General features: G+C 30.3%; 25 protein-coding genes. 14 read left to right on the forward strand and 11 right to left on the reverse strand.

Annotated features, from left to right (window positions below):
• Nucleotides 1-168: 168 nt before the first annotated feature.
• Complete coding sequence (locus tag AEBR_RS02095) at nucleotides 169-486, reverse strand: dihydroneopterin aldolase (RefSeq protein WP_129086854.1); 318 nt, start codon at nucleotides 484-486, stop codon at nucleotides 169-171.
• A gap of 32 nt (nucleotides 487-518) precedes the next feature.
• Nucleotides 519-1,142: a glycerol-3-phosphate 1-O-acyltransferase PlsY gene (plsY, locus tag AEBR_RS02100; protein WP_129086855.1), complete on the reverse strand. Its 624-nt coding sequence runs from the start codon at nucleotides 1,140-1,142 to the stop codon at nucleotides 519-521.
• Nucleotides 1,143-1,248: 106 nt separating this feature from the next.
• Between plsY and nadA the strand changes: the two genes are divergently transcribed.
• The 13 genes from nadA to ribD are packed head-to-tail and all read left to right on the forward strand — an operon-like array spanning nucleotide 1,249 to nucleotide 13,074.
• Entirely contained in the window at nucleotides 1,249-2,238 is a 990-nt protein-coding gene (gene nadA / locus AEBR_RS02105) for a quinolinate synthase NadA (RefSeq protein ID WP_129086856.1), read from the forward strand.
• Nucleotides 2,235-3,056 (forward strand): carboxylating nicotinate-nucleotide diphosphorylase, encoded by an 822-nt coding sequence (nadC, locus tag AEBR_RS02110; RefSeq protein ID WP_129086857.1) that lies wholly within the window; start codon nucleotides 2,235-2,237, stop codon nucleotides 3,054-3,056. The genes nadA and nadC overlap by 4 nt, the downstream gene beginning before the upstream one ends.
• A 38-nt stretch (nucleotides 3,057-3,094) precedes the next feature.
• Nucleotides 3,095-4,081, forward strand: a complete 987-nt coding sequence (locus tag AEBR_RS02115; protein ID WP_129086858.1) for a DHH family phosphoesterase — start codon at nucleotides 3,095-3,097, stop codon at nucleotides 4,079-4,081.
• Nucleotides 4,065-5,441 carry a M23 family metallopeptidase gene (locus AEBR_RS02120; RefSeq protein WP_129086859.1) on the forward strand — a complete coding sequence of 459 codons (1,377 nt, stop codon included), beginning with the start codon at nucleotides 4,065-4,067 and terminating at the stop codon, nucleotides 5,439-5,441. The genes AEBR_RS02115 and AEBR_RS02120 overlap by 17 nt, the downstream gene beginning before the upstream one ends.
• Nucleotides 5,438-6,343: a UDP-3-O-acyl-N-acetylglucosamine deacetylase gene (gene lpxC / locus AEBR_RS02125; RefSeq protein ID WP_129086860.1), complete on the forward strand. Its 906-nt coding sequence runs from the start codon at nucleotides 5,438-5,440 to the stop codon at nucleotides 6,341-6,343. The genes AEBR_RS02120 and lpxC overlap by 4 nt, the downstream gene beginning before the upstream one ends.
• A gap of 3 nt (nucleotides 6,344-6,346) precedes the next feature.
• Entirely contained in the window at nucleotides 6,347-6,799 is a 453-nt protein-coding gene (locus AEBR_RS02130; RefSeq protein ID WP_129086861.1) for a hypothetical protein, read from the forward strand.
• Between the two features lie 11 nt (nucleotides 6,800-6,810).
• The gene (thrB, locus tag AEBR_RS02135) at nucleotides 6,811-7,692 is read left to right on the forward strand and encodes a homoserine kinase (RefSeq protein WP_128979812.1); all 882 of its coding nucleotides are present in this window, start codon (nucleotides 6,811-6,813) and stop codon (nucleotides 7,690-7,692) included.
• A gap of 36 nt (nucleotides 7,693-7,728) precedes the next feature.
• Nucleotides 7,729-8,007 (forward strand): DUF448 domain-containing protein, encoded by a 279-nt coding sequence (locus tag AEBR_RS02140; RefSeq protein ID WP_128979814.1) that lies wholly within the window; start codon nucleotides 7,729-7,731, stop codon nucleotides 8,005-8,007.
• The gene (infB, locus tag AEBR_RS02145) at nucleotides 7,997-10,636 is read left to right on the forward strand and encodes a translation initiation factor IF-2 (protein WP_129086862.1); all 2,640 of its coding nucleotides are present in this window, start codon (nucleotides 7,997-7,999) and stop codon (nucleotides 10,634-10,636) included. The genes AEBR_RS02140 and infB overlap by 11 nt, the downstream gene beginning before the upstream one ends.
• Before the next feature lie 11 nt (nucleotides 10,637-10,647).
• Complete coding sequence (gene rbfA, locus AEBR_RS02150) at nucleotides 10,648-11,004, forward strand: 30S ribosome-binding factor RbfA (RefSeq protein WP_128979818.1); 357 nt, start codon at nucleotides 10,648-10,650, stop codon at nucleotides 11,002-11,004.
• Entirely contained in the window at nucleotides 11,001-11,429 is a 429-nt protein-coding gene (rimP, locus tag AEBR_RS02155; RefSeq protein WP_128979820.1) for a ribosome maturation factor RimP, read from the forward strand. The genes rbfA and rimP overlap by 4 nt, the downstream gene beginning before the upstream one ends.
• A gap of 14 nt (nucleotides 11,430-11,443) precedes the next feature.
• On the forward strand, nucleotides 11,444-12,070 hold the full coding sequence (locus AEBR_RS02160; RefSeq protein WP_129086863.1) for a LysE family translocator: 627 nt from the start codon (nucleotides 11,444-11,446) through the stop codon (nucleotides 12,068-12,070).
• Nucleotides 12,070-13,074, forward strand: coding sequence for a bifunctional diaminohydroxyphosphoribosylaminopyrimidine deaminase/5-amino-6-(5-phosphoribosylamino)uracil reductase RibD (gene ribD, locus AEBR_RS02165; RefSeq protein ID WP_129086864.1), 1,005 nt, complete (start codon nucleotides 12,070-12,072; stop codon nucleotides 13,072-13,074). The genes AEBR_RS02160 and ribD overlap by 1 nt, the downstream gene beginning before the upstream one ends.
• A 349-nt stretch (nucleotides 13,075-13,423) precedes the next feature.
• Here ribD and efp read toward each other — a convergent pair whose 3' ends face one another.
• From efp to pheS, 7 genes are all read right to left on the reverse strand, one after another.
• Entirely contained in the window at nucleotides 13,424-13,987 is a 564-nt protein-coding gene (gene efp / locus AEBR_RS02170) for an elongation factor P (protein ID WP_129086865.1), read from the reverse strand.
• A 12-nt stretch (nucleotides 13,988-13,999) separates the two neighbouring features.
• On the reverse strand, nucleotides 14,000-15,586 hold the full coding sequence (gene serA, locus AEBR_RS02175; protein WP_129086866.1) for a phosphoglycerate dehydrogenase: 1,587 nt from the start codon (nucleotides 15,584-15,586) through the stop codon (nucleotides 14,000-14,002).
• A gap of 18 nt (nucleotides 15,587-15,604) precedes the next feature.
• On the reverse strand, nucleotides 15,605-17,257 hold the full coding sequence (locus AEBR_RS02180) for a 30S ribosomal protein S1 (RefSeq protein WP_129086867.1): 1,653 nt from the start codon (nucleotides 17,255-17,257) through the stop codon (nucleotides 15,605-15,607).
• Nucleotides 17,258-17,331: 74 nt separating this feature from the next.
• Nucleotides 17,332-18,165 carry a 4-hydroxy-3-methylbut-2-enyl diphosphate reductase gene (locus AEBR_RS02185; RefSeq protein WP_129086868.1) on the reverse strand — a complete coding sequence of 278 codons (834 nt, stop codon included), beginning with the start codon at nucleotides 18,163-18,165 and terminating at the stop codon, nucleotides 17,332-17,334.
• Between the two features lie 106 nt (nucleotides 18,166-18,271).
• Nucleotides 18,272-19,552: a 3-phosphoshikimate 1-carboxyvinyltransferase gene (gene aroA / locus AEBR_RS02190; protein WP_129086869.1), complete on the reverse strand. Its 1,281-nt coding sequence runs from the start codon at nucleotides 19,550-19,552 to the stop codon at nucleotides 18,272-18,274.
• Between the two features lie 9 nt (nucleotides 19,553-19,561).
• Nucleotides 19,562-21,889, reverse strand: coding sequence for a phenylalanine--tRNA ligase subunit beta (pheT, locus tag AEBR_RS02195; protein WP_129086870.1), 2,328 nt, complete (start codon nucleotides 21,887-21,889; stop codon nucleotides 19,562-19,564).
• Nucleotides 21,886-22,878 carry a phenylalanine--tRNA ligase subunit alpha gene (pheS, locus tag AEBR_RS02200; RefSeq protein ID WP_129086871.1) on the reverse strand — a complete coding sequence of 331 codons (993 nt, stop codon included), beginning with the start codon at nucleotides 22,876-22,878 and terminating at the stop codon, nucleotides 21,886-21,888. The genes pheT and pheS overlap by 4 nt, the downstream gene beginning before the upstream one ends.
• A 115-nt stretch (nucleotides 22,879-22,993) precedes the next feature.
• Between pheS and AEBR_RS02205 the strand changes: the two genes are divergently transcribed.
• Nucleotides 22,994-23,323, forward strand: coding sequence for a histidine triad nucleotide-binding protein (locus AEBR_RS02205; protein ID WP_129086872.1), 330 nt, complete (start codon nucleotides 22,994-22,996; stop codon nucleotides 23,321-23,323).
• 30 nt (nucleotides 23,324-23,353) lie between these two features.
• On the opposite strand, the gene accA is transcribed toward AEBR_RS02205, so the two are convergent.
• Together accA and AEBR_RS02215 are read right to left on the reverse strand one after the other, a co-directional pair.
• Nucleotides 23,354-24,292, reverse strand: a complete 939-nt coding sequence (accA, locus tag AEBR_RS02210) for an acetyl-CoA carboxylase carboxyl transferase subunit alpha (RefSeq protein WP_128979844.1) — start codon at nucleotides 24,290-24,292, stop codon at nucleotides 23,354-23,356.
• Nucleotides 24,293-24,322: 30 nt separating this feature from the next.
• Nucleotides 24,323-25,582 carry a beta-ketoacyl-ACP synthase II gene (locus tag AEBR_RS02215; protein ID WP_129086873.1) on the reverse strand — a complete coding sequence of 420 codons (1,260 nt, stop codon included), beginning with the start codon at nucleotides 25,580-25,582 and terminating at the stop codon, nucleotides 24,323-24,325.
• Nucleotides 25,583-25,666: the final 84 nt, after the last annotated feature.

A 25,666-nucleotide genomic window follows, 5' to 3' on the forward strand; every position in this document is an offset into this window, starting at 1 on the left:
TTGTAAGCAGTTAACCGGACGCGCGAACTACCTAGAAAGGCTCTAGATACTTTTCCGGATTACCGTTGGTTAAATTTTACACAACTAAAAATAAAAGTTATCTTAAATTATTGTAAAATAAAAGAGATGCTAGGTGGTTTAAGTTTATTTTAATATCTAAAAATAAAATTAACTATTATTTATAGAGACTCTACAATTTGGTAAAATATTTGGCTTTGAGATCTTGATTTTCACCTTTTTTATACTATATTTTTCTTTTAAAAATTTATCTAAATAGATAATTGCTTCTTCTATTAGTTTAAATCTTTTTTCTTTCATAATAGCTTCAATATCAGCAGTTACAGATGAATAATCAATAAAATTTGAAGAGTTATTATAATTATATTTAAAGCTTATATCTAATATAACTTTTTGTTCTTTTTCTCTTTCAAAATCAAGGATTCCTATAATGCAATAAAAAGTTAGATTTTCTATAGATATTTTCATCTGTTTTTCTAAGTTACAAAAAAGTTACAAAATTAAATAACTCTTTTTTCTTCACCTTTTATAAGTCTAATAATATTTGGTAAATGTTTATAATATACAATAAATGCAATTATATACATAGGAGCATTGCTATTAACCCCAAGACCATTATTAATAAAAAGTGCAGAGATAATTACAGCAGTTAATCCTAACAATGAAGATAGAGATGAAATTTTTAATACTTTACCACATACAACCCATACAATAGCACCAATAATAGTTGGAATTGGAATTAAAACTAAAAATATCCCAAGTCCTGTTGCAACCCCTTTCCCACCTTCAAGGCTTAAGAAGATTGAGTAACAGTGACCAAGAACTGCTAAAACTCCAATTCCCCAAAGAGTTGATTGGCTAGCTCCTAGAGCAATTGCTATTAATAAAACAATTGTACCTTTAAGTGCATCTAAAACTACAGTTGCAATACTAAGTTTTTTTGCTAATTTAGGATTAGTCTGTTTTACAACTCTTAAAACATTTGTTGCCCCAATTGATTTGCTCCCTTGCTCTTTTATATTTACATTTGCAAATATTTTTGCTAATAAAAGTCCAAAAGGGATAGACCCTGCTAAGTATGCAAGAAGAAAAAATAGGATATTAAAATTGAAAAGAAAATCCATATATTACCTTTAGTAATTAATATTTAATTTTAGTAAAGTGGATTATAACTAAAAATTTGTTATATTCCCACTTAAACTACAAGTATGAAACTTTTAAAGGTTTAAATTGAATTTAAAAGAAGAGATTATTAGATTAAAAAATGAGCTAGATGTAACACTTGTGGCTCACTTCTATCAAAGAGATGAAGTCTTTGAATTAGCAGATATTACAGGGGACTCATTAGAATTAGCAAAAAAAGCAAAAGAGACAGACTCAAAATATGTGGTATTTTGCGGAGTTGGTTTTATGGGTGAGAGTGTTAAGGTTTTAAGTCCAGAAAAAACTGTACTTATGCCAAAAATTGCCTGTTGTGCAATGGCAAGAATGATTGATGAAGGCTATTATGAACAAAATTTAAAAGTGATAAATGAAGCTGGAATTCCAAATGAAAATATTCTTCCTATTACATATATAAACTCAAGTGCAGCTGTAAAAGCAAAAGTTGGACAAATGGGTGGAATGGTTTGTACCTCTTCAAATGCCTATAAAATAATAGAAAAAGGTCTAGAATCGGGCAAAAAGATATTTTTTGTTCCAGATAGATGTTTAGGACAAAATTTTGCAAAATCATTAAATCTTAAATCAGCAGTTGTTGGAGATGGAAGCAATTTAAAAGAGGCTGATATTATCTGTTATAATGGTTTTTGTTCAGTTCACCAGCTTTTTACAGTAGAAGATGTAGAGTTTTATAGGGAAAAATATCCAGATATCTTAATTGCTGTTCATCCAGAGTGTGATCCAAAAGTTTGTGATATAGCAGATTTTGTTGGTTCAACTTCACAACTTATAAAATATATAAAAGAGTTGCCTGTTGAACAAAAAGTTGCAGTTGGAACAGAGTTTAATATGGTAAATAGATTAAGACAAAAAAATACATATATATTAAGTTCAACAAAACCTGAGTGTCCAACTATGAATGAAACTACATTGGAAGATGTATATAGAACTTTAAAATCAATAGAAGATGATAATATAAGTGAAGAGACTTTAATAAAAGTTAATGATGATGTAATAAAATGGGCAAGGGTTGCACTAGAGAGGATGCTAGAGATATGATAAATATTAAAAAATTTGTTAAAAATGCCATTATAGAAGATAATGGTAGAGGCGATCTATTTTTTGATGTTGCTCCAAAGGGAAAATTTAAAGCAAAAGTGATTGCAAAAGATGAGGGTGTTTTAGCTGGGGAAACATATGCTAAAGCTTTGGCAAAAACTGAAAAGTTTGATTGCAAATTTTTAAAACATGATGGTGAAAAACTTAAAAAAGGTGACGTGATAGCTGTACTTGAAGGTAAAGCTTCAATTCTTTTATCGAGTGAAAGAACTTTTTTAAATATGCTCCAACATGCAAGTGGAATAGCAACAATGGCAAATAAGTTTGCTTCAAAAATTGAGGATTTAAATGTCTCTTTATTAGATACAAGAAAAACAAGACCTCAATTAAGAGATTTTGAAAAGTATGCAAGTAGAGTAGGTGGAGCAATAAATCATAGGCTTGGACTTGATGATTGTTTAATGTTAAAAGACACTCACTTAAGAACAATTACAGATTTAAAAGGCTTTATTAAAAATGCTAGAAGAAGAATCTCTTGGGTTACAAAAATTGAGATAGAGTGTGAAACTTTTACTCAAGTAAAAGAGGCAATGGAAGCTGGAGCTGATATAATAATGTGTGACAATATGACAACTGCACAGATAAAAGAGGTAGTTGAATATAGAAACAAAGTTCATCCTCATATTTTATTGGAAGCTTCTGGAAATATATCAATAGATACAGTAAGAGAATTTGCTCTAACAGGTGTAGATGCAATTAGTAGTGGAAGTATAATTCACCAAGCAACTTGGCTAGATTTTTCAATGAAGTTTGATTAATTTACGATTGGTTAATAAAACTAAGGCATACTGAAGGAATGAAAAAAGACTTTATCTTAAATAATAAAATAAATACTACAGATTACGCAAAAGCATTACAGCTTATTGAGAAGAGTAGATATATCTTGATTATTACCCATGTAAATCCAGATCCAGACTCTATCTCTTCGGCTTTAGCTTTGTCAAATTTATTTTATGAAAATAAGATTAAACATAAGGTTTTTAATATAAGTTCTGATTTACCAAAAAGTTTAGATTTTATAAATAGATATGACAAAATTACAGACCAACTGCCAAAATTTTATGATTTGGTTATCTCTTGCGATTGTGCCTCTAAAAAAAGATTTGGTTTTGAAGTTGATGAGACAATACCAATTATAAATTTTGACCACCATGATTCAAATGATTTTTTTGGCAATATAAATTTAGTTGATCCTATGAAGAGTTCAACTGCTGAGATAATCTATGACTTTTTTAAATTCAATGGATTGTATATAACAAAAAATAGTGCTACCTCTTTATATGTTGGAATATATGATGACTCTTTGGCATTCTCTTTAAATAGATGTGATGAGTTAACTTTTGATAAAGTAAATCATCTTGTTGAGTTTGGAGCTAGTCCTTCTGAAATTGCAGATAAGTTGAAAAGAAGAGACTCCCTAGCAAAATATAGAATTATTCCAAAAGTTTTAGAAAGTCTTGAACTTCACAATGAAGGTAAAATTGCAACTATATATGCAAAAGAGGAGTGGTTTAAAGAGACTGGTGCACATAATAGAGACTGTGATGAAGTTCTAAATATGATAATGAAGATGCATATAGTTAAAGTTGCTCTTTTTGTAAGAGTTGTAAATAGTTCTTGTAGAATAAGCTTGCGTTCAAAGCAGAAGATTAATGTTGCGAAAATAGCTTCTAAATATGGAGGTGGAGGACACCTTAACGCGTCAGGTTTTTCTATGGAAAGTACAGATATAAATAGTGTAAAAAACGAGATTTTAAAGGAAATACTTGAGACGACAAAATAGTAATATAAGCAAATTTTTATTTTTTATTTTTATTATAATAGTTATTATAATTGGAGGATTTGTATATTTTTCTCCACTTTTTGAAAAAACTGCACCTAAAATAACTATTAACAACAATGGTTATTGGAATGTAAAAGATGATATTAAAGTTTCACTTTTTGATGATAGTGGAATTAAATCTTTCAAAGTTTTTTATGAAGCAGGTGATAAAACTGAAGTTATTTTAGATAATAATAATTTACCAAAAGGAAAGAGTATAGGGTTTAATATTAAAGCACTTACTTTAACTCCTGATATAAAAGAGATAAAATTGGTAATTGAAGCTTATGATAATTCAATGTGGAATCTTTTTAAAGGTAATAGAGCTTATGAAGAGTATAACTTAAAGATTGACAAAAAAAGACCAATAGCTAGAGTTATAACAAATTCATATAATATAAGAAGAGGTGGAAGTGCAGCTGTTGTAGTTGAAGTAAGTGATGAGAATTTAGAAGATAAATATATTACTTTTAATAACGACACTAGATTTGAACTAATCCCTTATATGAAAGAGGGATTTTACACAGCAATAATAGCTTGGCCTATTGATATAGAGTTTGATTCTTTTGAAAGGGTTAATTTAGTAGCAGTTGATAAAGCAAATAATAAAACCATAACAAAAATACCTCTTTATATAAAAGATTTAGCTATTAAAAGAGATAAATTAACAATTTCAGACAATTTTGTAAACAGAGTCTCTATTCCTGTTCTTCAAAAAAGTGGTTATGATGTTCCAACAACAAATGTTGAAATTTTTGTAAAACAGAATGAAGAGTTAAGAGCAAACAATGTTAAAACAATTAAAAAGGTTTCTCTTGATAATATGTCTAAAGAGTTAGAAACAAGTTTTGATATTAAACCTTTTAAAAGATTGCAAAATTCAAAAAGATTTGCAGGTTTTGCAGAAAGAAGATCTTATTATTATGATGGGGAAAAGATTGATGAAGCTTGGCATTTAGGTATGGATTGGGCAAGTATAAAACATGCGCCAATTGAGATTTCAAATAAAGGGAAAGTGATTTTTAGTGATTATTTAGGAATATATGGAAATACTTTGATTGTAGATCATGGATTTGGAATTCAATCCCTTTATGCACATACAAGTAGATTTAATGTTAATAAAGATCAAGAGCTAAAAATTGGTCAAGAGATAGCAAATACTGGAAGCACAGGGGCAGTATTTGGAGATCACTTACATTTTGGTGTTTTGATTCAAGGAATAGAGGTAAATCCTTTAGAGTGGATGGATGCCAATTGGATTAAAACAAGGGTAACAAATATTTTAGAAGAAGCTAATCAAGAGATAAGAAGTAGCAAATGAGACAAAGAACAATAGAAAAAAGTGTCGAAATAGTTGGAATTGGACTTCATAAAGGAGTTCCTGTAAAGATGAGACTTGAACCACTAGACTCAGATATGGGAATAGTGTTTTATAGAGTTGATGCAGGAGTTACAATTCCTTTGAAAATTGAAAATGTTGTAGATACAAAAATGGCAACAGTAATTGGAAAAGATGGAGTTGTTGTCTCTACTATTGAACACCTATTATCTGCTGTTTATGCTTATGGTATTGATAATCTAAGAGTTGTTATTGATAATGATGAGGTTCCAGTTCTTGATGGAAGTTCTTCTGGATATTGTATGCTTATAGATGAGGCTGGAATAAAAGAGCTTGAAAAATCAAAAAGAGCAATAAAAATAAAAAAAGATGTTGAAGTAACAACGGAAGATGGTAAAAAAGTTGCATTAAAACCTTCAAACCACATTATCTATGATTTTTCTATTAATTTTGAGCACCCTGTTATTGGAGAACAACAGTTCCATTTTGACTACTCAATTGCTGAATATAAAGAGAATATAAGTAGAGCAAGAACTTTTGGGTTTTTGCATGAAGTTCAATATTTAAGAAGTATTGGTTTAGCACAAGGGGGAAGTATGGAAAATGCTATTGTACTAGATCATTCAAAAGTTTTAAACCCTGAAGGTTTAAGATATGAAGATGAATTTGTAAGACATAAAATTCTTGATGCCATAGGAGATATGGCACTGCTTGGATATACTCTTGTGGGAGAGTATAATGCCCATGCAGGAAGCCATCACTTAAATCATTTACTTACAAAAAAGCTATATGAAGATGAAGCAAATTATGAAATAATAAATTTAGAAGAGGCGCAAGAAGAGGCTGAAGTATTTGAGCTTGCTTACTCAAAGGCAGTTGTATAATATATGATTGAAGTTTTAGTAATAAGTATTTCTACACCACTTTTAGTTGGTATCTATAAAGATAAACAACTTATAAAAACTTATGAAAAAGAGGGAATGACTTCTGATATTCTCCCTTCACTTTTTAAAGAGATTCTAACAGATTTTAAAATAGTTAAAATTTATTATGTAAATACGCCTGGATCTTATATGGCAATAAAAGTTGCCTATATCTTTTTAAAATCAATCTCTATTGTTAAAAACATAAGCTTAGAGGCTTGTTGCGGGTTTGAATTTAATGAAAATTCACCTATTAAAGCAATAGGAAAAAAATATTTTATAAATAGTAAAGATGGTATTAAAGTTGACTTTTTAGAAAATAACTGTAAAATGTCAGCCTTTAAATTGCCAGAGAGTTTAAAAAATATTAAATCAAATATTGATACTCTGCCAATTTACAATTTACCTGCTGTTTAAAAGGAAAAAGTTTGAGAATATGTGTTCCTGCAACAAGTGCAAATTTGGGACCGGGGTTTGATACTCTAGGTTTGGCTATTTCACTTCACAATCAAGTGAGTATCAAACCATCAAAATTTCATAGTGTTTCTTTAAAAGGTGAGGGTGCTAATAACCCAGTGCTAAAAGATAACAATATGTTTATTGCAATTTTTAATGATTTTTATCAAAATTTGTCAAACAAAAAAAGACATTTTAGATTTGAATTTGCCAATGATATTCCACTTTCAAGAGGGCTTGGAAGTTCTTCTGCTGTTATTGTTTCAGCAATTGCAAGTGCTTATGCAATTGAGGGTATTGAAATTGATAAAGACAAATTACTCAATCTAGCTTTAGCTTATGAGAGTCATCCTGATAATATTACTCCAGCAGTTATGGGTGGATTTAATGTGGCAACTGTACAAGATAATGAAGTAAAATATATTAGAAAAAATATGCCAAAAACTTTAAAAGCAGTTGTTGTAATACCAAATAGACCTATATCAACTCAACTTGCAAGAAAAGCTTTACCTTTTAAATACTCTAAAGAGGATGCAGTTTTTAATATTTCTCACTCATCTTTATTGACTGCTGCTTTTATGAGTGAAGATTGGGATACACTAAAATTGGCTTCTCAAGATAAAATACATCAAAAATATAGAATGAAACAGATGCCAGAACTCTTTGATGTGCAAAAAACTGCACTTAAATGTGGTGCTTTGATGAGTACACTTTCAGGTTCAGGTTCAACACTATTTACAATTTGTCTTAATGAAGATGCTCAAAGAGTTGAAAAAGAGTTAAAAAATAAATTTCCACATTTTAAAGTGTTAACAAGAGACTTTGATAATGATGGTGTAACTGTTGAATATTAAAAAAACTATAAGATTAAGTAAAAATTAGGTATAATATTGACTATTTTAAAAAGCCCTATACGAACTTGTGTCATTTGTAGAGGAAAATTTCCTCAAAATGAGCTACTTCGTTTAAAATGTGAAGATAAGAAACTTGTACCATTTGATAACAATGGCAGAAGTTTTTATATCTGTAGTGATTGTCTTTCTATTTTTGAAAATTCACAAAACAATCAAAAAGATTTGAAAAGATTTGAAAAAACACTATGCAGATTGTGTAAAAACAAAGATGACTATTTAGGACAACTTAAGGAGATAATAACGCATGTCAGATAATGTAAGAGTTTATGAGATAGCAGAAGAGGCAGGAGCAAGTAGTAACGATGTTATTGCAAAAGCTAAGGATTTAGGAATTGATCTTAAATCTCCTCAAAGTGCAGTTTCATTCGAAGATGCTGAAGAGATAGCAAATTATATAATGACTGGTAAAAGTACTAGATTAAAGAAAAAACCAGTAAAAGCTAAAAAAGTTGTTGTAAAAAAAGAGACAACGCCAGAGAAGACTGAAGAGAAAAAAGTAGAGGCTTTACCTGAAACTAAAAAAGTAGAAACTAAAAAAGATAGTTTAGAAGTAGAAAGTGAAGAACCTAAAAAAGAAAAAGCTTTAAAGAGCGTAACTCCTAATAAGATTGTTCCAAAAAGAAGAGGTCTTAAAATCATTAAGAAGAAAAAAGATACTGATTTTGAACCTGAAATAAAAAAAGAGAATAACTCATCAACAACAGAAGAGGTTCAAGCAAAAAAACCAATGAAATCATTAAGTGAGATTTTAGGTGGAAATGATGAACCTGTGGAAGAAAAGCCTTCTTTAGCACAACAACAAAAAATTGCAGCAAAGAAAAAAGAGAAAAAGAAACAACCTGCAAGATCTCATGATCATGGAAAAGTAATTGAATTCTCTGGTTTAGAAGTTGCTGATGAAGAGTTCTCTCGTAGTGATGAATCTCTATTAGGGGAAGAGGTTGTTCTTCTTGATATGGGTTTAACAGATACTTCAAAAATTTTTGATGATCCAAAACCAAATGATAATAATAAAAATCAATCAAGAGCTTCAAAACCTGCAGCATTTGGAAATAGACCTCAAGGTTTAAAAAGAGGGAAAAGAAAGAAAAGAATTAAGCAAGTTAGAGAAGATGTTGAAATAACTGAAATTACTATTCCAGAAGATATTAGAGTTTATGAATTTGCAGAAGCTTGTGGAAAATCTCCTGCTGAAGTAATTACTGTACTTTTTGGTCTTGGAATGATGGTTACAAAAAATGACTTTTTAAAACAAGATGAATTGGAAATCCTTGGTGAAGAGTTTGGAATTGAAGTAACAGTAAAAGATGCTCTAGAAGATGTAAACTATGTTGAAGATTACCAAGAAGAAGTTGATATTTCTCACTTTGTAACTAGACCACCAGTTGTAACAATTATGGGACACGTTGACCATGGTAAAACATCACTTTTAGATAAAATTAGAAGCTCAAAAGTTGCTTCTGGTGAGGCTGGAGGGATTACTCAACATATTTCAGCTTACACAATTGAACAAAGTGGTCAAAAAATCACATTTGTAGATACTCCAGGTCACGCCGCTTTCTCAGCAATGAGAGCAAGAGGTGCGGATGTTACTGATATTGTTATTATTGTTGTTGCAGCAGATGATGGAGTTATGCCACAAACTGAAGAGGTAATCTCTCATGCAAAAGCTTCAGGATGTCCAATTATAGTTGCAGTTAACAAAATGGATAAAGAGACTGCAAATATGGATATGGTAAAAGCTCAAATGGCAGAAAGAGAGATGACTCCTGTTGATTGGGGTGGAGATGTTGAGTTTATTGGAGTTTCAGCACATACTGGAATGGGAATTGATGATTTACTAGAAAACATTCTCCTTCAAGCAGAAATTTTAGAGTTAAAAGCAGATCCAAAAGCAAAAGTAAAAGCTGCTGTTGTTGAGGCTTCCCTTGAAAAAGGTAGAGGTCCAGTTGCTACAGTTATTGTTCAAAATGGTATATTAAGATTGGGTGATAATATTGTTTGTGATACAACATACGGAAGAGTAAAAGCTATTACTAATGATTTAGGAAAACCAGTAAAAGAGTTGGGACTTTCAGAAACAGGTACAGTTCTTGGATTAAATGAAGTTCCTGCTGCAGGTGCAATCATGGTTGGTCAAGACTCTGATAAAGAAGCAAGAGATATTGCAACAAAAAGAGCTGAACACGCAAGAGCAAAAGAACTCTCAAAATCTACTAAAGTATCTTTAGAAGAGATGAGTGGTCTTATAGCAGAAGGAAAAATCAAACAACTTCCAGTTATTATCAAAACTGATGTTGCAGGTTCACTTGAAGCTATCAAAGGAAGCTTAGAAAAAATCCAAAACGATGAAGTAAAAGTAAAAGTAGTTCATGCTGGTGTTGGTGGAATTACTGAATCGGATTTAGTATTAGCAAGTGCTAGTGAGGGTTGTATTATCCTTGGATTTAATGTAAGACCTACAGGTTCAGTTAAAAATAAAGCAAAAGCTGATGGTGTTACAATTAATACTTACTCAATTATTTATGATTTAATAGATGATGTTAAAGATGCATTATCTGGTATGATGAGTGCAATAATTAGAGAAGAAAACACTGGTCAAGCAGAGGTTAGAGATACATTCGTTGTACCAAAAGTTGGAACTGTAGCAGGATGTTTAGTAACTGATGGTAAAGTTATCAGAGGTGGACTAGCAAGAATCATCAGAGATGGTGTTGTAACATATACAGGAAAAATTTCATCATTAAAAAGATTTAAAGATGATGTTAAAGAGGTTGCAAACGGTTATGAGTGTGGTATTATGTTTGATAAATTCAATGATATTAAAGTTGGAGATTTTATTGAAACATTTATCCAAATTGAAGAAAAAGTTCATATTGACTAAAGAGAGTTAGTTTGAAAAGTATTAATTTACAAAGAACAGAATCACTTTTAATGGAGTTGATACCTGAAGCATTATCAACTCTAAATGATGAGAGAATTTGTTCACTACCAATTACTAGCGTTAACTGCAAAAATGGAAAGTATGATGCAACTGTATATTTTGATGGTAGTGATTTTAATGAAAAAGAGATTCCCGGTGTAATTTCAGCTTTAACAAAAGCAAATGGAAGACTAAAAACTTATGTATTGAGTGCAACAGGTTGGTATAAATGTCCAACATTTAAGTTTGTAAATGACAACTCATTAGAGTCTTCAAAACATATTGAAGATCTTTTTAAACAAATAGAAAAGAAAAAGAGCAAAGAATGAATTTAGAAGAGTCAATACAAATCGCAGTTAAGGGTTGCGGTGCTGAAGTTTATGATATTGTTACTCTAAAAGAGAATGATAGCAATATTTATAGAGTTTATATAACTTCAAAAGATGGAGTATCTTTAGATAAATGTGCAGAAATCTCTAGATTAATATCTCCAATATTAGACATTGAAGAGCCTATGCAAGGAAAATACAACCTTGAAGTAAGCTCTCCAGGGATTGAAAGAAAATTAAAAAAACCTTTGCATTTTATTGCTTCAATTGGTGAAAAAGTAAAACTTAAAGATTTTGATAAAAATGTTCTCAAAGGGGAGTTAATCTCTGCTGATGAGAATGAGATAAAATTAAAAACTGAGCATGGTGAAGAGACAATTACATATGATCAAATCTCTAGTGCTTCAACATATTTTGAGTGGTAATATAGGCTTTTAAAATGAGTTTTGAAAGCTCTTTAACATTTTTTCTAGCAATATTAATATTTGGAATAACACCAGGTCCAGGTGTATTTGCTCTTCTTGCAAGAGGTATGACACTTGGTGCAAAACAATGTATTCCTTTAGCTCTCGGTATGACAATAAGTGATGTAATTTATCTAATATTTGCATGTTTAGGATTAGCTACAATTGCGCATAATTATGCTTTTTTATTTGAAGCAATTAGAATTTTAGGTGCGGTTTATCTATTTTATCTTGGATATAAAATGTTTACTGCACCAATAGAGTTAGAAAAGACACAGAAAAAAGAGAAACTAAAAAAAGATTTCCTTTTAACTTTTATTCAAGGATTCCTTATCTCGGCTTCTAATCCTAAAGTAATATTATTTTATATTGCATTTTTACCAACATTTTTGGATATAAAATCATTAAATACTAATGATATAATTTGGGTATCTTTCTTAACAATTGTTGCTTTAATGATAGGATTAATGTTTGTATCAATTTTGGCAAATAAAGCTAAACAACTATTAAAATCAAAAAAATCACTAAAAAGATTAAATTACACTGCTGGTTCAATTATGATTGCAGCTGGAAGTTTTCTTTTATTCAATAAGCAGGCATAATGAAAATTGATGATAATTTTTATATGAAGTTGGCTATTGATGAAGCTTGGAAATACCAACTCTTAACATATCCAAATCCAGCTGTTGGTTGTACTGTTGTTAAAAATGGTGAAATTTTAGCTATTGAAGCTCACCATGAAGCTGGAGAAGCACATGCTGAAGTTAATGCTTTAAAAGCTGCATATATTAAAAAAAATCCAAATAATTTATTAAAAATGAAAAATAGTAGTCACGAGATACATGATTATTTAATAAAAAATCATAATGGGTTTTTCCATGACTGTGAAGTATTTGTTACATTAGAACCTTGTAATCACATAGGGAAAACTCCTGCATGTGCTAATCTTTTAAAAGAGATAAAACCAAAAAGAGTAATTATTGCGCATAAAGATATAAATAAAGAAGCAAGCGGTGGCTGTGAGAGCTTAAATGAAGCAGGAATAGAGATAAGCTTAGGCTGTATGGAAAAAGTAGCTTATAATCTTTTATATCCTTTTATTAAATGGAGAAGTGGAACTTTTATCTTTTTTAAAATGGCTATGACTCTAAATGGTTCTATTGATGGAAATATATCTTCAAATCAAACCTTGGCTTTAACCCATACATTAAGAGATAAAATTGATTTGATGTTAATAGGTGGAAATACAGTTAGAAGTGATAAACCAACTTTAGATGCAAGATATATAGTTGGACGTGCCCCAAATGTAATGATATACTCTAAAAATAAGGTTTTTGATAATAGTATTCCTTTATTTAAAGTGCCAAATAGGGAAGTTATTATTAGTGATGATTTGTTTAAACTGTTAGATTATAAGTTTGTTATGGTTGAAGGAACTTATAGTTTAATGGAAATTCTAAAAGAGAGAATAGATTTTGTTGTTCTATTAGTTAGTCCAAAGATTAGAAAAGGACTAAATGCTTTAAATGATATAGACCAAGACTTTGAGATTATCCATGAGAATATGATAGGGAAAGAGAAAATTATCTATCTAAAACGTAAATAGTATTAAAAGCCATCTTTTTAGCAATCTCTTCGTCAAATAAGGAAATTCAATCAGTCATTTACTTAAGTAAACTCCCTCATAAATTTCTTTCTTTTCCTTCTAGTTACTTAAAAATATGACTTTTAAATCTAATAAGTTTATATCTATTTTTAAGATAATAATTTTACTAAGAAAAATACTTATTATTATATTGGATAGTTTTTCTCTTAATACATAACTACTTTTGAAAACTATAAATATTTATTGTTAGAAACAAGAGAGGGGTTTATTTGAGGAGGGAGCTTACAAGTGTAAGTGACTGAGGAAAATAAATCTTTATCGCCGTTTATAGCAATAAAGATTTATAGTTTTATTTTACTTTTTCGATATACTCACCAGTTCTAGTGTCACATCTAATAACATCACCTTCTAGAATATGAAAAGGTATTTGCACAACTGCACCAGACTCTAATGTAGCAGGTTTTTTACCACCTTGAGAATCACCTTTAAAGTTAGGTGGTGTATCAACAATTTTAAGTTCAACAATCATTGGTGGCTCAACAGTAATTGCATTACCATTAAAGAACATCATATCAACGCTCATTCCATCAATAATCCAATCAAATGCTTCACCTACTTGATCATATGTTAAACCAATTTGTTCATATGTAACATTGTCCATAAATTGTAGTAATTCACCATCATCATATAAAAACTGCATAGTTTTTTGCTGTAAATCAGGAGTAGTACATTTATCTCCAGCATGGAAAGTTTTTTCGATAACTTTACCATTTAAAAATGACTTAATTTTACATCTAACAAAAGCTGCACCCTTTCCAGGTTTTACGTGTTGATATTCAACGATTTTGTAAGGTACTCCATCAAGTTCGATTTTAAGACCTTTTTTTAATTCACTCATTGAAATATTAGCCATTTAATGTTCTCCTTAGATTTCTGCATATGAAACTGCAATTGCAGCTTCGATGTTACTAATTTCTTCTAAAATTTTATTATTAATTGATTCATCAACTAATATAATAGCAAGAGCATCATTATTTTTGCCACGTGCTAGTCTAAAGTCAGAGATATTTATATTTCTATCTCCTAATAGTTTTCCAACAGTTCCAATTACACCTGGTACATCGTTGTTTCTCATTAAGATCATTTTACCTTTAGGTTCAATGTCAAAATCAAATCCATCAAGTCCTACAACTCTTTGCACATTATCATCAAATACTGTTCCAGAGATTGTATTTACTCTTTTTTCTGTTGTTATTTTAACAGTTACTTTATTGCTGTAGCCACTTTTATGAGTAACTTCGCAAGTATCAAATGTGATACCTTTCTCTTGTGCTAAAAAGTTTGCATTTACATAGTTAACATCACTTCCAGCAGATACACTTAGTGCTCCAACTGTTGCAAATGTCACTAATGGCTCTAAATACTCTTTTATTTCACCTTGAGCGCAAACAGAGATAGATCTAATTGGAGATTTATCTAATTGTGCTGAAAGGAAAGCAATTTTTTGTGTTAATTCAATATATGGTTTTACAAAAGAAGGAATTTTTGTTTCATCTATTGGTAAGTTAAGTGCATTTGGATATGAGACTCCTCTTGCTGATTCAATTGCATTTTCTGCTGCTTGTATTGCTATTTTCTTTTGAGACTCTTTTGTATTAGCTCCTAAGTGAGCTGTTACAGTTAGATTTGGAAGGTCTAAAAGTTTGTTATCTGTTGCTGGTTCTTTTTTAAATACATCAATTCCAGCCATTGCGATTTTACCTGATTTAAGGTTGTTATATAGGGCATCTTCATTATATAAACCACCTCTTGCACAGTTAATAAGGATAACACCATCTTTCATTTTAGCAATCTCTTCTTCACCAATCATATCGATTGTTTCTTTATTTTTTGGTGTATGAATAGTGATAATGTCACATGCTAATATATCTTGGAAATTTGTTGTATATTTTATTCCTAAATCTGTAGCTTTTGTTGATGGAATATATGGGTCATACGTTACAACATCCATCTCAAAACTTTTTGCTCTAAGTCCAACTCTATGTCCAATATTACCAAAACCGATAATACCTAGTTTTTTCCCAAAAAGTTCATTTCCATACCAATCTTCTCTTTTCCAGATTCTATCATTTTTAAGTTGATTGTGTGCGTATGGAAATTTTCTCATACAAGATAACATATGTGCCATAGTTAATTCAACTGCAGCAATAGTATTTGCAGTAGGAACGTTCATAGCAATGATTCCTCTTTTGCTACAACCTTCCATATCAACATTATCATAACCAACACCAGCTCTGATAATTGCTTTTAAATTTTTTCCTGCTTCTAAAAATTTCTCATCTACGTCTGTTGAAGATCTTGTAATTGCAACATCTGCATCTTTGATTATATCAAGTAATTTAACTTTATCTATATCTGCTGCATATACATAATTTACATCTTCAGTATTTTTTAATATATTTAATCCATCTTCATGAATATGGTCACAAACAACAATGGTGTGTTTACTCATTTTTTTTGATTCCTTAAACTATTTAATTTGGTCTTTTAATAGATCACCTAAAGTCATTGAACTGTCATCATTAACTGCTTTTAGAACTTCTCTCTCTTGTTGTTGCTCTAATCTTTTAATAGATAATCTAACTCTATTTTTTTTAGTATCAATGTTGATTACTACTGCTTCTAACTCATCACCAATATTTACTTCATCAGCATTTAAAGGACCAAAATCTTCATTTCTAATTAGACCATCTAAATTGTCATCTAATTTAATAAAAATTCCAAAATCTTTTTTATCTTTAACAGGTCCTTTTACAATATCTCCCATTTTATGTTCATTTTGGAAGCTTTTTGCAGGAGAGTCAGCAATCTCTTTAACTGACAATGAAATATTTTCTTTTTCTTTATCAACTTTGATGATTTTTACTTCTACTTCGTCACCTTTTTTATAAAGTGATTTACATTTTGCATTAGATTCCCAAGCAGCCTCTTCATTGTGAAGTAATCCATCAACTTCTCCAAGTGTAACGAATGCTCCAAAATCAGTTAATGTAGCAATTTTACCTTTTAATACATCACCAACTTTATGCTCTTTTAGGAATTTTGTAAAAGGTTTCTCTTGTAAATTTTTAAGAGATACTCTTAATCTTTTTTTAGCAACATCAAGCTCAATTACTTCAACATTAATCTCTTCACCCAAAGTTAAAACATCTTTTGGATTTTTTAAATTTTTATTCCAAGAGATTTCAGAGATATGTAATAGTCCCTCAATATCATTTCCTAAATCAACAAATGCACCATAAGATTCAAAGTTAGATACAGTTACAGTGATTGTATCACCAACTTCTAATTCATCTTTAATCTCTTCCCAAGGGTTTGGAAGAGCAGCTTTAATTGATAGAGACAAGTGTTGTTTTGCTTTGTCATAAGATAAAACAATAACAGATACTTCATCACCTTCACTATAATAATTTGCAGGATTAACTGGACCTTTATAAGATATTTCATTGTAATTAACAAGTCCATCAATTCCACCTAAATCAATAAACATTCCATAAGAAGTGATTTTTTTAACGATACCAGTGATTGGTTCATTTTTTTCTAAAATTTCATTTACTTTTGAATCTTTTTGAAGTTTTGATTCTTCAATAAGTTTTTTTCTAGAAACTATAATTGAGTTTTGTGCAGTGTTTACTTTTAAAACTTTTGCTTTAACTTTTTTACCAATAGCACCTTGTGTTTTTAAGTAAGATTGAGCCATAGGCATGAAATATTCTAATCCTGTATCATCCTCTAAAATAAAACCACCTTTATTTTTTACAGATACAATTTTAGCTTCGATAGTTACATCTTCTACATCTTCACCATGCTCTTTTACAAAAGCATCAAATTTTTCTTTTTGAAGAACTTTTTTGTATGAGATAGATGGTCTTTCACCTTTATTCCCCATTAACATAACAGGAATAGTATCTCCAGCTTTAAATTGAACCTCTCCATTTATTGTTATTTCAGAGATATTCAGTTTACCTTCGATTTTTTGACCTACATCTACAAGTACACTATCATCAGTAATTTCAACAATTACACCATCAACTACAGAGTTATTCTCAGCATTCTCAAAAGACTCTTCTAACATTTGCGCGAAATCAAAGTCTTCACCTAATTCTATATCTTCGATACCCATTTTATTCCTTCGTATTAACCGTTTTTTATTAAATGGGTTTGATTATATCTAAAGTTTACTTAAAATAGTTAGATTTACACATTTTCAATTTTTGTAACAACTTGTTGGATAATCCAATCAGGAGTCGATGCACCCGCCGTTATACCGCAAAGAGTTTTATTTTTTAGCCAAGAAATATCTAACTCTTCAATATTTTCAATTAAAAAAGAGTCTTCACAATTCTCAAGACAGATTGAATGAAGTTGTTTCGTATTTGATGAGTTTTTACCTCCAATTACAATCATTACATCAACCTCTTTTGAGAGTTCTCTTGCTGCATCTTGATTCTCAAAAGTCGCATCACATATTGTATTAAATACTCTAACTTCTTTGTTTTTCAAAATTAGTGCATTAACTATCTCTAAGTAGATCTCTTTTTTTCTTGTAGTTTGTGCAACTGTTGCAATTTTGTCATATTTGAAATTTATTTTTTCAAGGTCATCTTTACATAAAACAACATGAACATCATCTGTATCTTTGCCATACGATTTTACACCTTGAACTTCTGGATGATTTTCATCTCCAAATATAAGAATTGAGTAGTTCTCTTCAGACATTTTTTTTACTATTTGTTGAGGAGTTGTAACGAAAGGGCAAGTCGCATTTATAACTTTTGCATCTTTTTGTCTTAACTCTTTTAAATCATTTTTTGGAATACCATGGGTTCTAATTATTACAGTATCTTTAGGTTTTACATCACTTAAGCTGTTGTATAAACCTACATTATAATCATTTTTTAATCTATCAATCTCATTTTGATTGTGAATAAGTGGTCCCATAGTTGAAGAATTATGATACCCTTCAGCTATTTTTATTGCTCTTTTTACACCAAAGCAGAAACCATAACTTGAAGCTAGTTTTACTCTCATCTTTATCCTTAAAGCATTCTCTTTTTGGAGAAGTTTATATTTTACTTTTTAAAAAATCGATTTTATTTAAAGAACTGAATTCTAAAATAAATAATATATATTACTTTTAATCTCTAAGTGAGTCTAGTATCTCTTTAAAATTTGGAAAAGAGGTTAAGATACAATCAACATCTTCTATATCCATATCGCAAACCAATCCTGCAATAGAAAAACTCATTGCAATTCTATGATCTCCATGTGAGTTAATGCATGCTTTATTTAAGCTTCCTCCAATAATTTCATAACCATCTTCAAATTCAGTATAAGAAACCCCACACTTTTCTAAGTTTGTTACTACTGATTTTATTCTATCAGATTCTTTAACTCTAAGTTCAGCGGCATTTTTAACTAAAGATTTCCCTTTTGCTAAACTCATAGCAATTGATAGTGCAGGAAGTTCATCAATAAGCCAAGAGATATTATCTTCAACAACAACACCATTTAACTCTTTGTGTTTTACTTCAATATCACCAATTGGTTCATAAATATTCTCTTTTTGAATATAGTTAATCTCTACACCCATTCTTTTTAAAATTTCATAGGCTCCAATTCTTGTTGGATTTAAAGTTACATTTTTTATTAAAACTCTACTATTTGGAGTAATTGCAGCGGCAAGAGCAAAAAAGAAAGCAGAGCTTGGATCTGTTGGAACTGTAATATTAAGTGGTTTTAGATGACCTTGTAGAGGATAAATATTTATAAAACCTTCATTATCTGTCTCTATTTTTGCTCCCATACCTTTTAACATTCTTTCTGTATGATCACGGGTGAGTTCATTCTCTTTATATTTTGATACACCTGTAGCTCTAAGAGCTGCAAGAATCATAGCTGATTTTACTTGTGCAGAATCAACTGGTGAATGATAAGTAAAGGGTTTTAACTCTTTAACCCCACGTATGAAAAGTGGAGCTTTGTTACCATTTTCTCTACCATCAATATTAGCTCCAATACTTCTTAATGGATCAGCAACTCTTTTCATAGGTCTATTTCTTAGATATTTATCTCCACTTAAAACAAAACTTCCATCAACAGAAGCCAAAAGACCACAAAAAAGTCTCATTGCAGTTCCAGAGTTCCCACAATCTAAAACATCACTTGGTTCTGTTAAATTACTAGTTGGAGTTATCTCAACATAAGAGCCATCTCTTTTTATTTTTGCTCCTAATTGTTCTACAATAGCTAAAGAGTTTAGAGTATCTTCAGCTGTTAAAAAGTTTCTAATAATAGAGGTTTCATTAGAAAAAATAGAAAACATTGCACATCTATGTGAAATTGATTTATCACTTGCAATTGAGTCAATTTCAATATCAAAAGCCTTAGACAATTTTTTTATGCTAAAGTTTTCCATTTTTACCTCTTAGTCTCTTAATGTAAGGTTTAATTTCTCTTTTAAAGAGTCTAATATTTTACCCATTGTTGAGCTAATATCTTCTTCTTCAAGAGTTTTTTGATTGTTTTGTAAAATAAATCTAATTGTTAAACTCTCATTATTTCCAAGTTTTTCATCACTATAGATATCTATTAAGTTAAATTGTTTAATGTTTTCATCTTCAATTGAACTTATTACATCTTTGATTTTCTTATAATCCATTGTTTTTGGAACAACTATACTTAAATCTTTTCTTGATGATTGAAATTTAGAGTAGCTTTGAACTTTTGTCAAATCATTTTTAATTGCATCAAATTCAATCTCAGCTATAAAAGTATCACTTAAGTCATAATCAGCTGCAACGCTTGGATGTAGCTTTGAGATAAATCCAATCTCTTTTCCATCTACTAAAACAGCACCATTTTGGTATGGATGAACTAAATCATTTGGAACTTTTTTTAATGGAGCTAAATCAAATTTACCTATTGTATTTAAAATCTTTTTTGCAAAATCAAAGAACTCAATATTTTGAGGTTTTCCTGCATTTGAAACTGATTCACTCTCTTTTTGTCCACTAAAAACAAAAGAGATAACACTTTTTTCAGCTCTATTATTATCAAAAATTTTTCCTATTTCAAAGAATGCAGCAGATCTAAAACCAAGTTTCATATTATTTGCACAGGCTTCAATTAAATTTAAAGAGATTGTTGTTCTAAATGTATCAAGCTCTTTTACAATAGGATTTAAGATATCAAGTGAAGTTTTTACTGTAGGTATAGAGTATTTTTTCAACTTCTCTTTATCTGAAAATACATAAGTAATTGTTTCATAAAATCCATTTTCAATAGCTTTAAATCTTAATCTATTTCTTTTTATCAAATTAAGAGAAGTTTGATTTATTCTATTTACTTCATCAATTGCAAGGGGTTTTGCTTTTATATTATCAATTCCAATAATTCTTACAATCTCTTCCGTTACATCTGCTATATTTTTTATATCATGTCTATATAGTGGAATTTGTAGAGATAAAACCTCTTTAGCAACATCTTTTACTGTAAATCCCAAAGAACTTAATATTTTTTCAATAGTCGCTTTTTCTATATTTTGACCAATAATAGAGTTGATTTTATCAATATTTACATCAAGTGTATGTTTTTCATTATAATCATTAAATGATTCATTTCCATTATATAGTTTAGCTCCTGCTCTTGAAGCCAAACAACAAAATGAATCAATTCCGAACTCTAAATAAGGTTCACTCCCCCTAGAAGATCTATAATAAATCTCTCCAGTTTTTCTTTTTGTTTCAAAAACTTTTTTTGATAAAAGTTCTGGGTCCATATAACTTGCTTCAATTATATATTCACCTCTTTTATCAATATTTATCTCCCCATGCTCAATACACATAGTGCTTAGTTTATCTTTCCCTGAAACTACATCAAAACCTTGTTTATCTTTTTTTATCTCTAAAACAGCAATATCAGATTTATTTGTTTTAAAATCATTTCTTGCATAGGCATTAAGAATTACACCCGTTGAATGGCTAACATAGGTAATAATATCTCTTATATCACACTCTTTGAATTTTTCTAAAATACCTATTCTTAGTTTGTATAATACAGGCATTTTAAAATCTTTCATATCAGTTGCTTTATAGATATATTTGCTATCTATATTATTAGAACTTTCTACTTCTAATATCTGTCCAATACCTAAATCATTTGGCTCAACTGTGAAATCTTGTTCAATAAGTCTTAAATTATAAAATGCAGCAAGTTCTCTAGCAACACCATGAATACTAAGACAGTCTCCTCTATTTGCAGTCAAGTCTATCTCAATGATATCATCATTCATTAAAGGGTAATCCTTTAACTCTTTTCCAAGAGTTAATTTACCAATTGATTCATCTAACTCTAAAATACCATCATTTAGTTTTGGAAGTCCAATCTCTGTTGAAGAGCAAATCATACCATTTGATTCTACTCCTCTTAACTTAGCTTTTTTGATTTTAAAATCATTTCCTAAATCACATCCAACAACAGCAACGGGTACAAATTGACCTGCATCTACATTTTTTGCACCACATACAATTTGAACAACTTCATTCCCCAAATCTACTTGACAAATGTTAAGTTTGTCTGCATCTGGATGTTTCTCTTTTTCTAAAACCTTACCAACAACAACTTTTGAAGGTATTCTATGTACATTTAAACTATCAACTTCAAGTCCAATTGAGTTTAATGTTTTACAAATCTCATCAGTTGAAATATCTGATATATTAACATACTCTTGTAACCAATTTCTAGTAACTATCATTTAAACTGTCCTAATAATCTTAAATCGCTTTCAAATAGAGATCTTAAATCTCCAATATTGTGTATTAACATTGCAAATCTTTCAACTCCCAAACCAAAAGCGTATCCTGATTTGTTTTTATATCCAACTGAATCAAATACGTTTTGATCAACAACACCACAACCTAATACTTCTAACCAACCTGTTTGAGAACATACTCTACAACCTTTTCCTTTACAGAAAACACATGAGATATCAACCTCTGCACTAGGTTCTGTAAATGGGAAGAATGATGGTCTAAATCTAACATCAACTTCACCAAACATATGGTGTAAGAATTCAACTAAAACGTGTTTTAGATTTGCAAATGAGATTTTATCTGCTTCATCAACAACCAAAGCTTCAATTTGGTGAAACATTGGTGTATGCGTTAAATCGAAATCTCTTCTAAATACAGTTCCTGGAGCTATCATTCTAATAGGTGTTTTTTGGCTTAACATAGTTCTAATTTGTACAGGAGATGTATGCGTTCTTAATAGAGTATAATCTTTGTTATAAAATGTATCTTGCATATCTCTTGCTGGATGATATTTTGGAAGGTTTAATGCTTCAAAGTTATGGAAATCATCTTCTACTAATGGTCCCTCTTCAACCGCAAAATTTAGATTTTGAAAATATTGTACAATTCTATCCATTGTAAATGAAACAGGGTGAACTGAACCAGTTGAAAGTTCATTGTTAAACTTTGTTACATCAATTTTTTCTTCTTTTAGTTTTGCTTCTAAAGCCACTTTCTCTAAAATGATTTTTTTTGCTTCTAAAGCCTCAGTAATTTCAGCTTTTTGTCTGTTTAAATTCTCTGCAAAAGCTTTTTTATCTGGACCTGGAATATCCTTCATTTTTGCAAATTCTAGTGTAAGAACACCTTTTTTCCCTAACGTTTCAACCCTTAAAGTCTCTAAACTTTCTAAAGAGTTCGCACTATTTATTTTTTCTAGCCATTGTGTCACTATTAAATTCTCCTCATTATTGAGTCTTCTAACTGTATTTAATTTTTGGGGATTATACTTTAAATTTTATTAGAGTTTGGTTATAATTTTTTTTAAACTAGAGAAAGGAAAGTTGATGTGTATCTTTTGTAAGATTGTAAAGGGTGAGATTCCAAATCAAACTGTTTTAGAGGATGAAAATTTTCTAGCATTTAATGACATAAACCCTGCAAGAAAAATCCATGTGCTTGTAATTCCAAAGCAACATTATGACTCTTTTGATGTTATACCACCAAAAGTAATGGCTTCAATGACTGAGTTTATACATAAAGTTGTATCAAAACTTGAGATAAAAGAGAGTGGATATAGAATGATTACAAATATTGGAAGTGATGGAGGGCAAGAAGTTCCTCATCTGCATTTTCATATTTTAGGTGGTGAACCTGTAGGTAGGTTAGTTAGATAAAGTTTGTAGATAAACTACAAACTTTTTATCTTAATCCTCTTGGAATTTCCCTAAACTCATAAGTTTTTCATACTTCATTTGAAGTCTTTGTTCTGGTGTTAATTTTTTTAACTCAGCTAGAGTATTTAAAAAATAATCACCTAAAGCTTTAATAGCTTCCTCTTTTTTTCTATGAGCACCAATTAAAGGTTCGTTAATTACATCATCAACTAGTTCTAAATCTTTTAGAGCTTCAGCAGTAATTTTAAGTGCATTTGCAGCTGTCTCAACTTTTGCAGGATCATTCCATAAAATAGCACTACATCCTTCAGGTGAAATAACAGCATAAACAGAGTATCTCATCATTGCCAATTTATCAGCAACTGAAATAGCTAATGCTCCTCCTGAACCACCCTCTCCAATTACAACAGAGATTGTTGGTGTAGTTAAATCAGAGAACTCATATAAGTTTTTTGCAATTGCTTCACTTTGATTTCTCTCTTCAGCTCCAAGTCCTGGGTATGCACCCGGGGTGTCAACTAACATCAAAATTGGAATACCAAATTTATCGGCCATTTTAGCAGCTCTTAATGCTTTTCTATAACCTTCTGGATTTGGCATACCAAAATTTCTTTTTAGTTTGTTTTTTGTTCCTCGACCCTTTTGCTCACCAATAAGCATAACTTTTTCTTTGCCAATATAGCCAAGAAAACAAACTATTGCATTGTCATCATTGTAATGTCTATCACCATGAATCTCATAATAGTTTGTCATTAGGCCTCTTACATAATCTAATGCATAAGGTCTGTCTGGATGACGTGCTAGTTGAAGTTTTTGATAATCATTTAAATTTTTAAATGTTTTCTCAACCTCTTTTTCTAGTTTTTTTTCTAATATATCAATTGCATAATCATCTGACTTGGTTTTAGCAATGATTATATCTTCTTCTATTTTTTTGATTTTATCTTCAAAATCTAAATATGTTGCCAAAATATAATTCCTTAAGAGTGTAAATCTACTCTACTTATCAAACTTTTTGAAAATTACAGATGCATTTGTTCCACCAAACCCAAAGTTATTACTCATAACAATGTTTAGTTCAGCTTTTCTAGCTACATCTGGAACATAGTCTAGTTGACACTCTTCATCTTGATTTTTAATATTTATTGTTGGAGGAATAATCCCCTCATTTAATGCCTTAATTGCAAAAATTGCCTCAATCGCTCCTGCTGCACCTAAACAGTGACCAACTTGTCCTTTTGTTGATGTAACAGGAGGACAATTTTCTACACCATTAAACAGTTCAACAATAGCCTTAGACTCATTTAGATCTCCAACTGGAGTTGAAGTTCCGTGAGTATTTATATAATCAATTTTTATTTTTCCACCAGCTGTTGCTTCAGCCATTGAAATTGCAGCTTTCATAGCTCTTAGTGGTCCATCCATAACAGGAGCAGTAATATGGTTAGCATCAGCACTCTCTCCAATACCAATCACTTCACAATAGATTTTTGCACCTCTTTCAAGAGCAGAGTCTAAATCTTCAAGTACAAGTGCTCCTGCACCTTCTCCCATTACAAAACCATCTCTATCTTTATCAAATGGTCTTGAAGCAGTTTTAGGATCGTCATTTCTAGTAGATAATGCTTTCATTGCAGCAAATCCACCAACACCTGCACCACAAATTGCACTTTCAGCACCCACAACTAATACTCTATCTGCTCCATTTAAAACAATTGTTTTAAATGCGTCAGCTAATGCATGAGTTGATGCTGCACAAGCTGTAACATGTGAAAGTGATGGACCTTTTAATCCATGCTCAATTGAGATAAATCCACCTAACATATTTACTAAAGATGAAGGGATGAAAAATGGCGAAATTTTTCTTGGACCTCTGTTTTCACAAACAACTGAGTTTCTTTCAATTGTTGATAATCCACCAATACCAGATGCTGAGATAATACCAAATCTAGAGGCAATAGATTCATCAACTCTTTTATTCTCTTCTGTTGCAAAACCAGAATCACACATAGCTTCTAAAGCGGCTTTAATACCAAGTTGTATAAATCTATCAGCTTTTTTAACCTCTTTTTTATCCATTACCGTTGTTGGATCAAAATCTTTAACTTCAGCTGCAATTTGAACAGGATAGTCACTTGCATCAAAAAGTGAAATGGTGTCAATACCACATTCCCCCGCAACGACTGCTTTAAACGAATCTTCTACACAGTGTCCTATAGAATTAATAGTACCTAAACCAGTTATTACAACTCTTTTCATTAAATAAGCTCCAATTAAAATATTTATATAATTCAATCTTTAAAAAAAACTCAACAATATAAATAATTTTTAGATAGAAAAAAA

The sequence above is a fragment of the Halarcobacter ebronensis genome, from assembly GCF_013201825.1.
In the GTDB taxonomy this organism is placed as follows: Bacteria; Campylobacterota; Campylobacteria; order Campylobacterales; family Arcobacteraceae; genus Halarcobacter; species Halarcobacter ebronensis.

What these genes read in the sequence shown, in the direction of transcription:
- AEBR_RS02095 (WP_129086854.1), bottom strand. Translation starts at nt 486, where the DNA reads ATGAAAATATCTATAGAAAATCTAACTTTTTATTGCATTATAGGAATC.
- plsY (WP_129086855.1), bottom strand. Translation starts at nt 1,142, where the DNA reads ATGGATTTTCTTTTCAATTTTAATATCCTATTTTTTCTTCTTGCATAC.
- nadC (WP_129086857.1), top strand. Translation starts at nt 2,235, where the DNA reads ATGATAAATATTAAAAAATTTGTTAAAAATGCCATTATAGAAGATAAT.
- AEBR_RS02115 (WP_129086858.1), top strand. Translation starts at nt 3,095, where the DNA reads ATGAAAAAAGACTTTATCTTAAATAATAAAATAAATACTACAGATTAC.
- lpxC (WP_129086860.1), top strand. Translation starts at nt 5,438, where the DNA reads ATGAGACAAAGAACAATAGAAAAAAGTGTCGAAATAGTTGGAATTGGA.
- AEBR_RS02130 (WP_129086861.1), top strand. Translation starts at nt 6,347, where the DNA reads ATGATTGAAGTTTTAGTAATAAGTATTTCTACACCACTTTTAGTTGGT.
- infB (WP_129086862.1), top strand. Translation starts at nt 7,997, where the DNA reads ATGTCAGATAATGTAAGAGTTTATGAGATAGCAGAAGAGGCAGGAGCA.
- rimP (WP_128979820.1), top strand. Translation starts at nt 11,001, where the DNA reads ATGAATTTAGAAGAGTCAATACAAATCGCAGTTAAGGGTTGCGGTGCT.
- AEBR_RS02160 (WP_129086863.1), top strand. Translation starts at nt 11,444, where the DNA reads ATGAGTTTTGAAAGCTCTTTAACATTTTTTCTAGCAATATTAATATTT.
- ribD (WP_129086864.1), top strand. Translation starts at nt 12,070, where the DNA reads ATGAAAATTGATGATAATTTTTATATGAAGTTGGCTATTGATGAAGCT.
- efp (WP_129086865.1), bottom strand. Translation starts at nt 13,987, where the DNA reads ATGGCTAATATTTCAATGAGTGAATTAAAAAAAGGTCTTAAAATCGAA.
- serA (WP_129086866.1), bottom strand. Translation starts at nt 15,586, where the DNA reads ATGAGTAAACACACCATTGTTGTTTGTGACCATATTCATGAAGATGGA.
- AEBR_RS02180 (WP_129086867.1), bottom strand. Translation starts at nt 17,257, where the DNA reads ATGGGTATCGAAGATATAGAATTAGGTGAAGACTTTGATTTCGCGCAA.
- AEBR_RS02185 (WP_129086868.1), bottom strand. Translation starts at nt 18,165, where the DNA reads ATGAGAGTAAAACTAGCTTCAAGTTATGGTTTCTGCTTTGGTGTAAAA.
- aroA (WP_129086869.1), bottom strand. Translation starts at nt 19,552, where the DNA reads ATGGAAAACTTTAGCATAAAAAAATTGTCTAAGGCTTTTGATATTGAA.
- pheT (WP_129086870.1), bottom strand. Translation starts at nt 21,889, where the DNA reads ATGATAGTTACTAGAAATTGGTTACAAGAGTATGTTAATATATCAGAT.
- AEBR_RS02205 (WP_129086872.1), top strand. Translation starts at nt 22,994, where the DNA reads ATGTGTATCTTTTGTAAGATTGTAAAGGGTGAGATTCCAAATCAAACT.
- AEBR_RS02215 (WP_129086873.1), bottom strand. Translation starts at nt 25,582, where the DNA reads ATGAAAAGAGTTGTAATAACTGGTTTAGGTACTATTAATTCTATAGGA.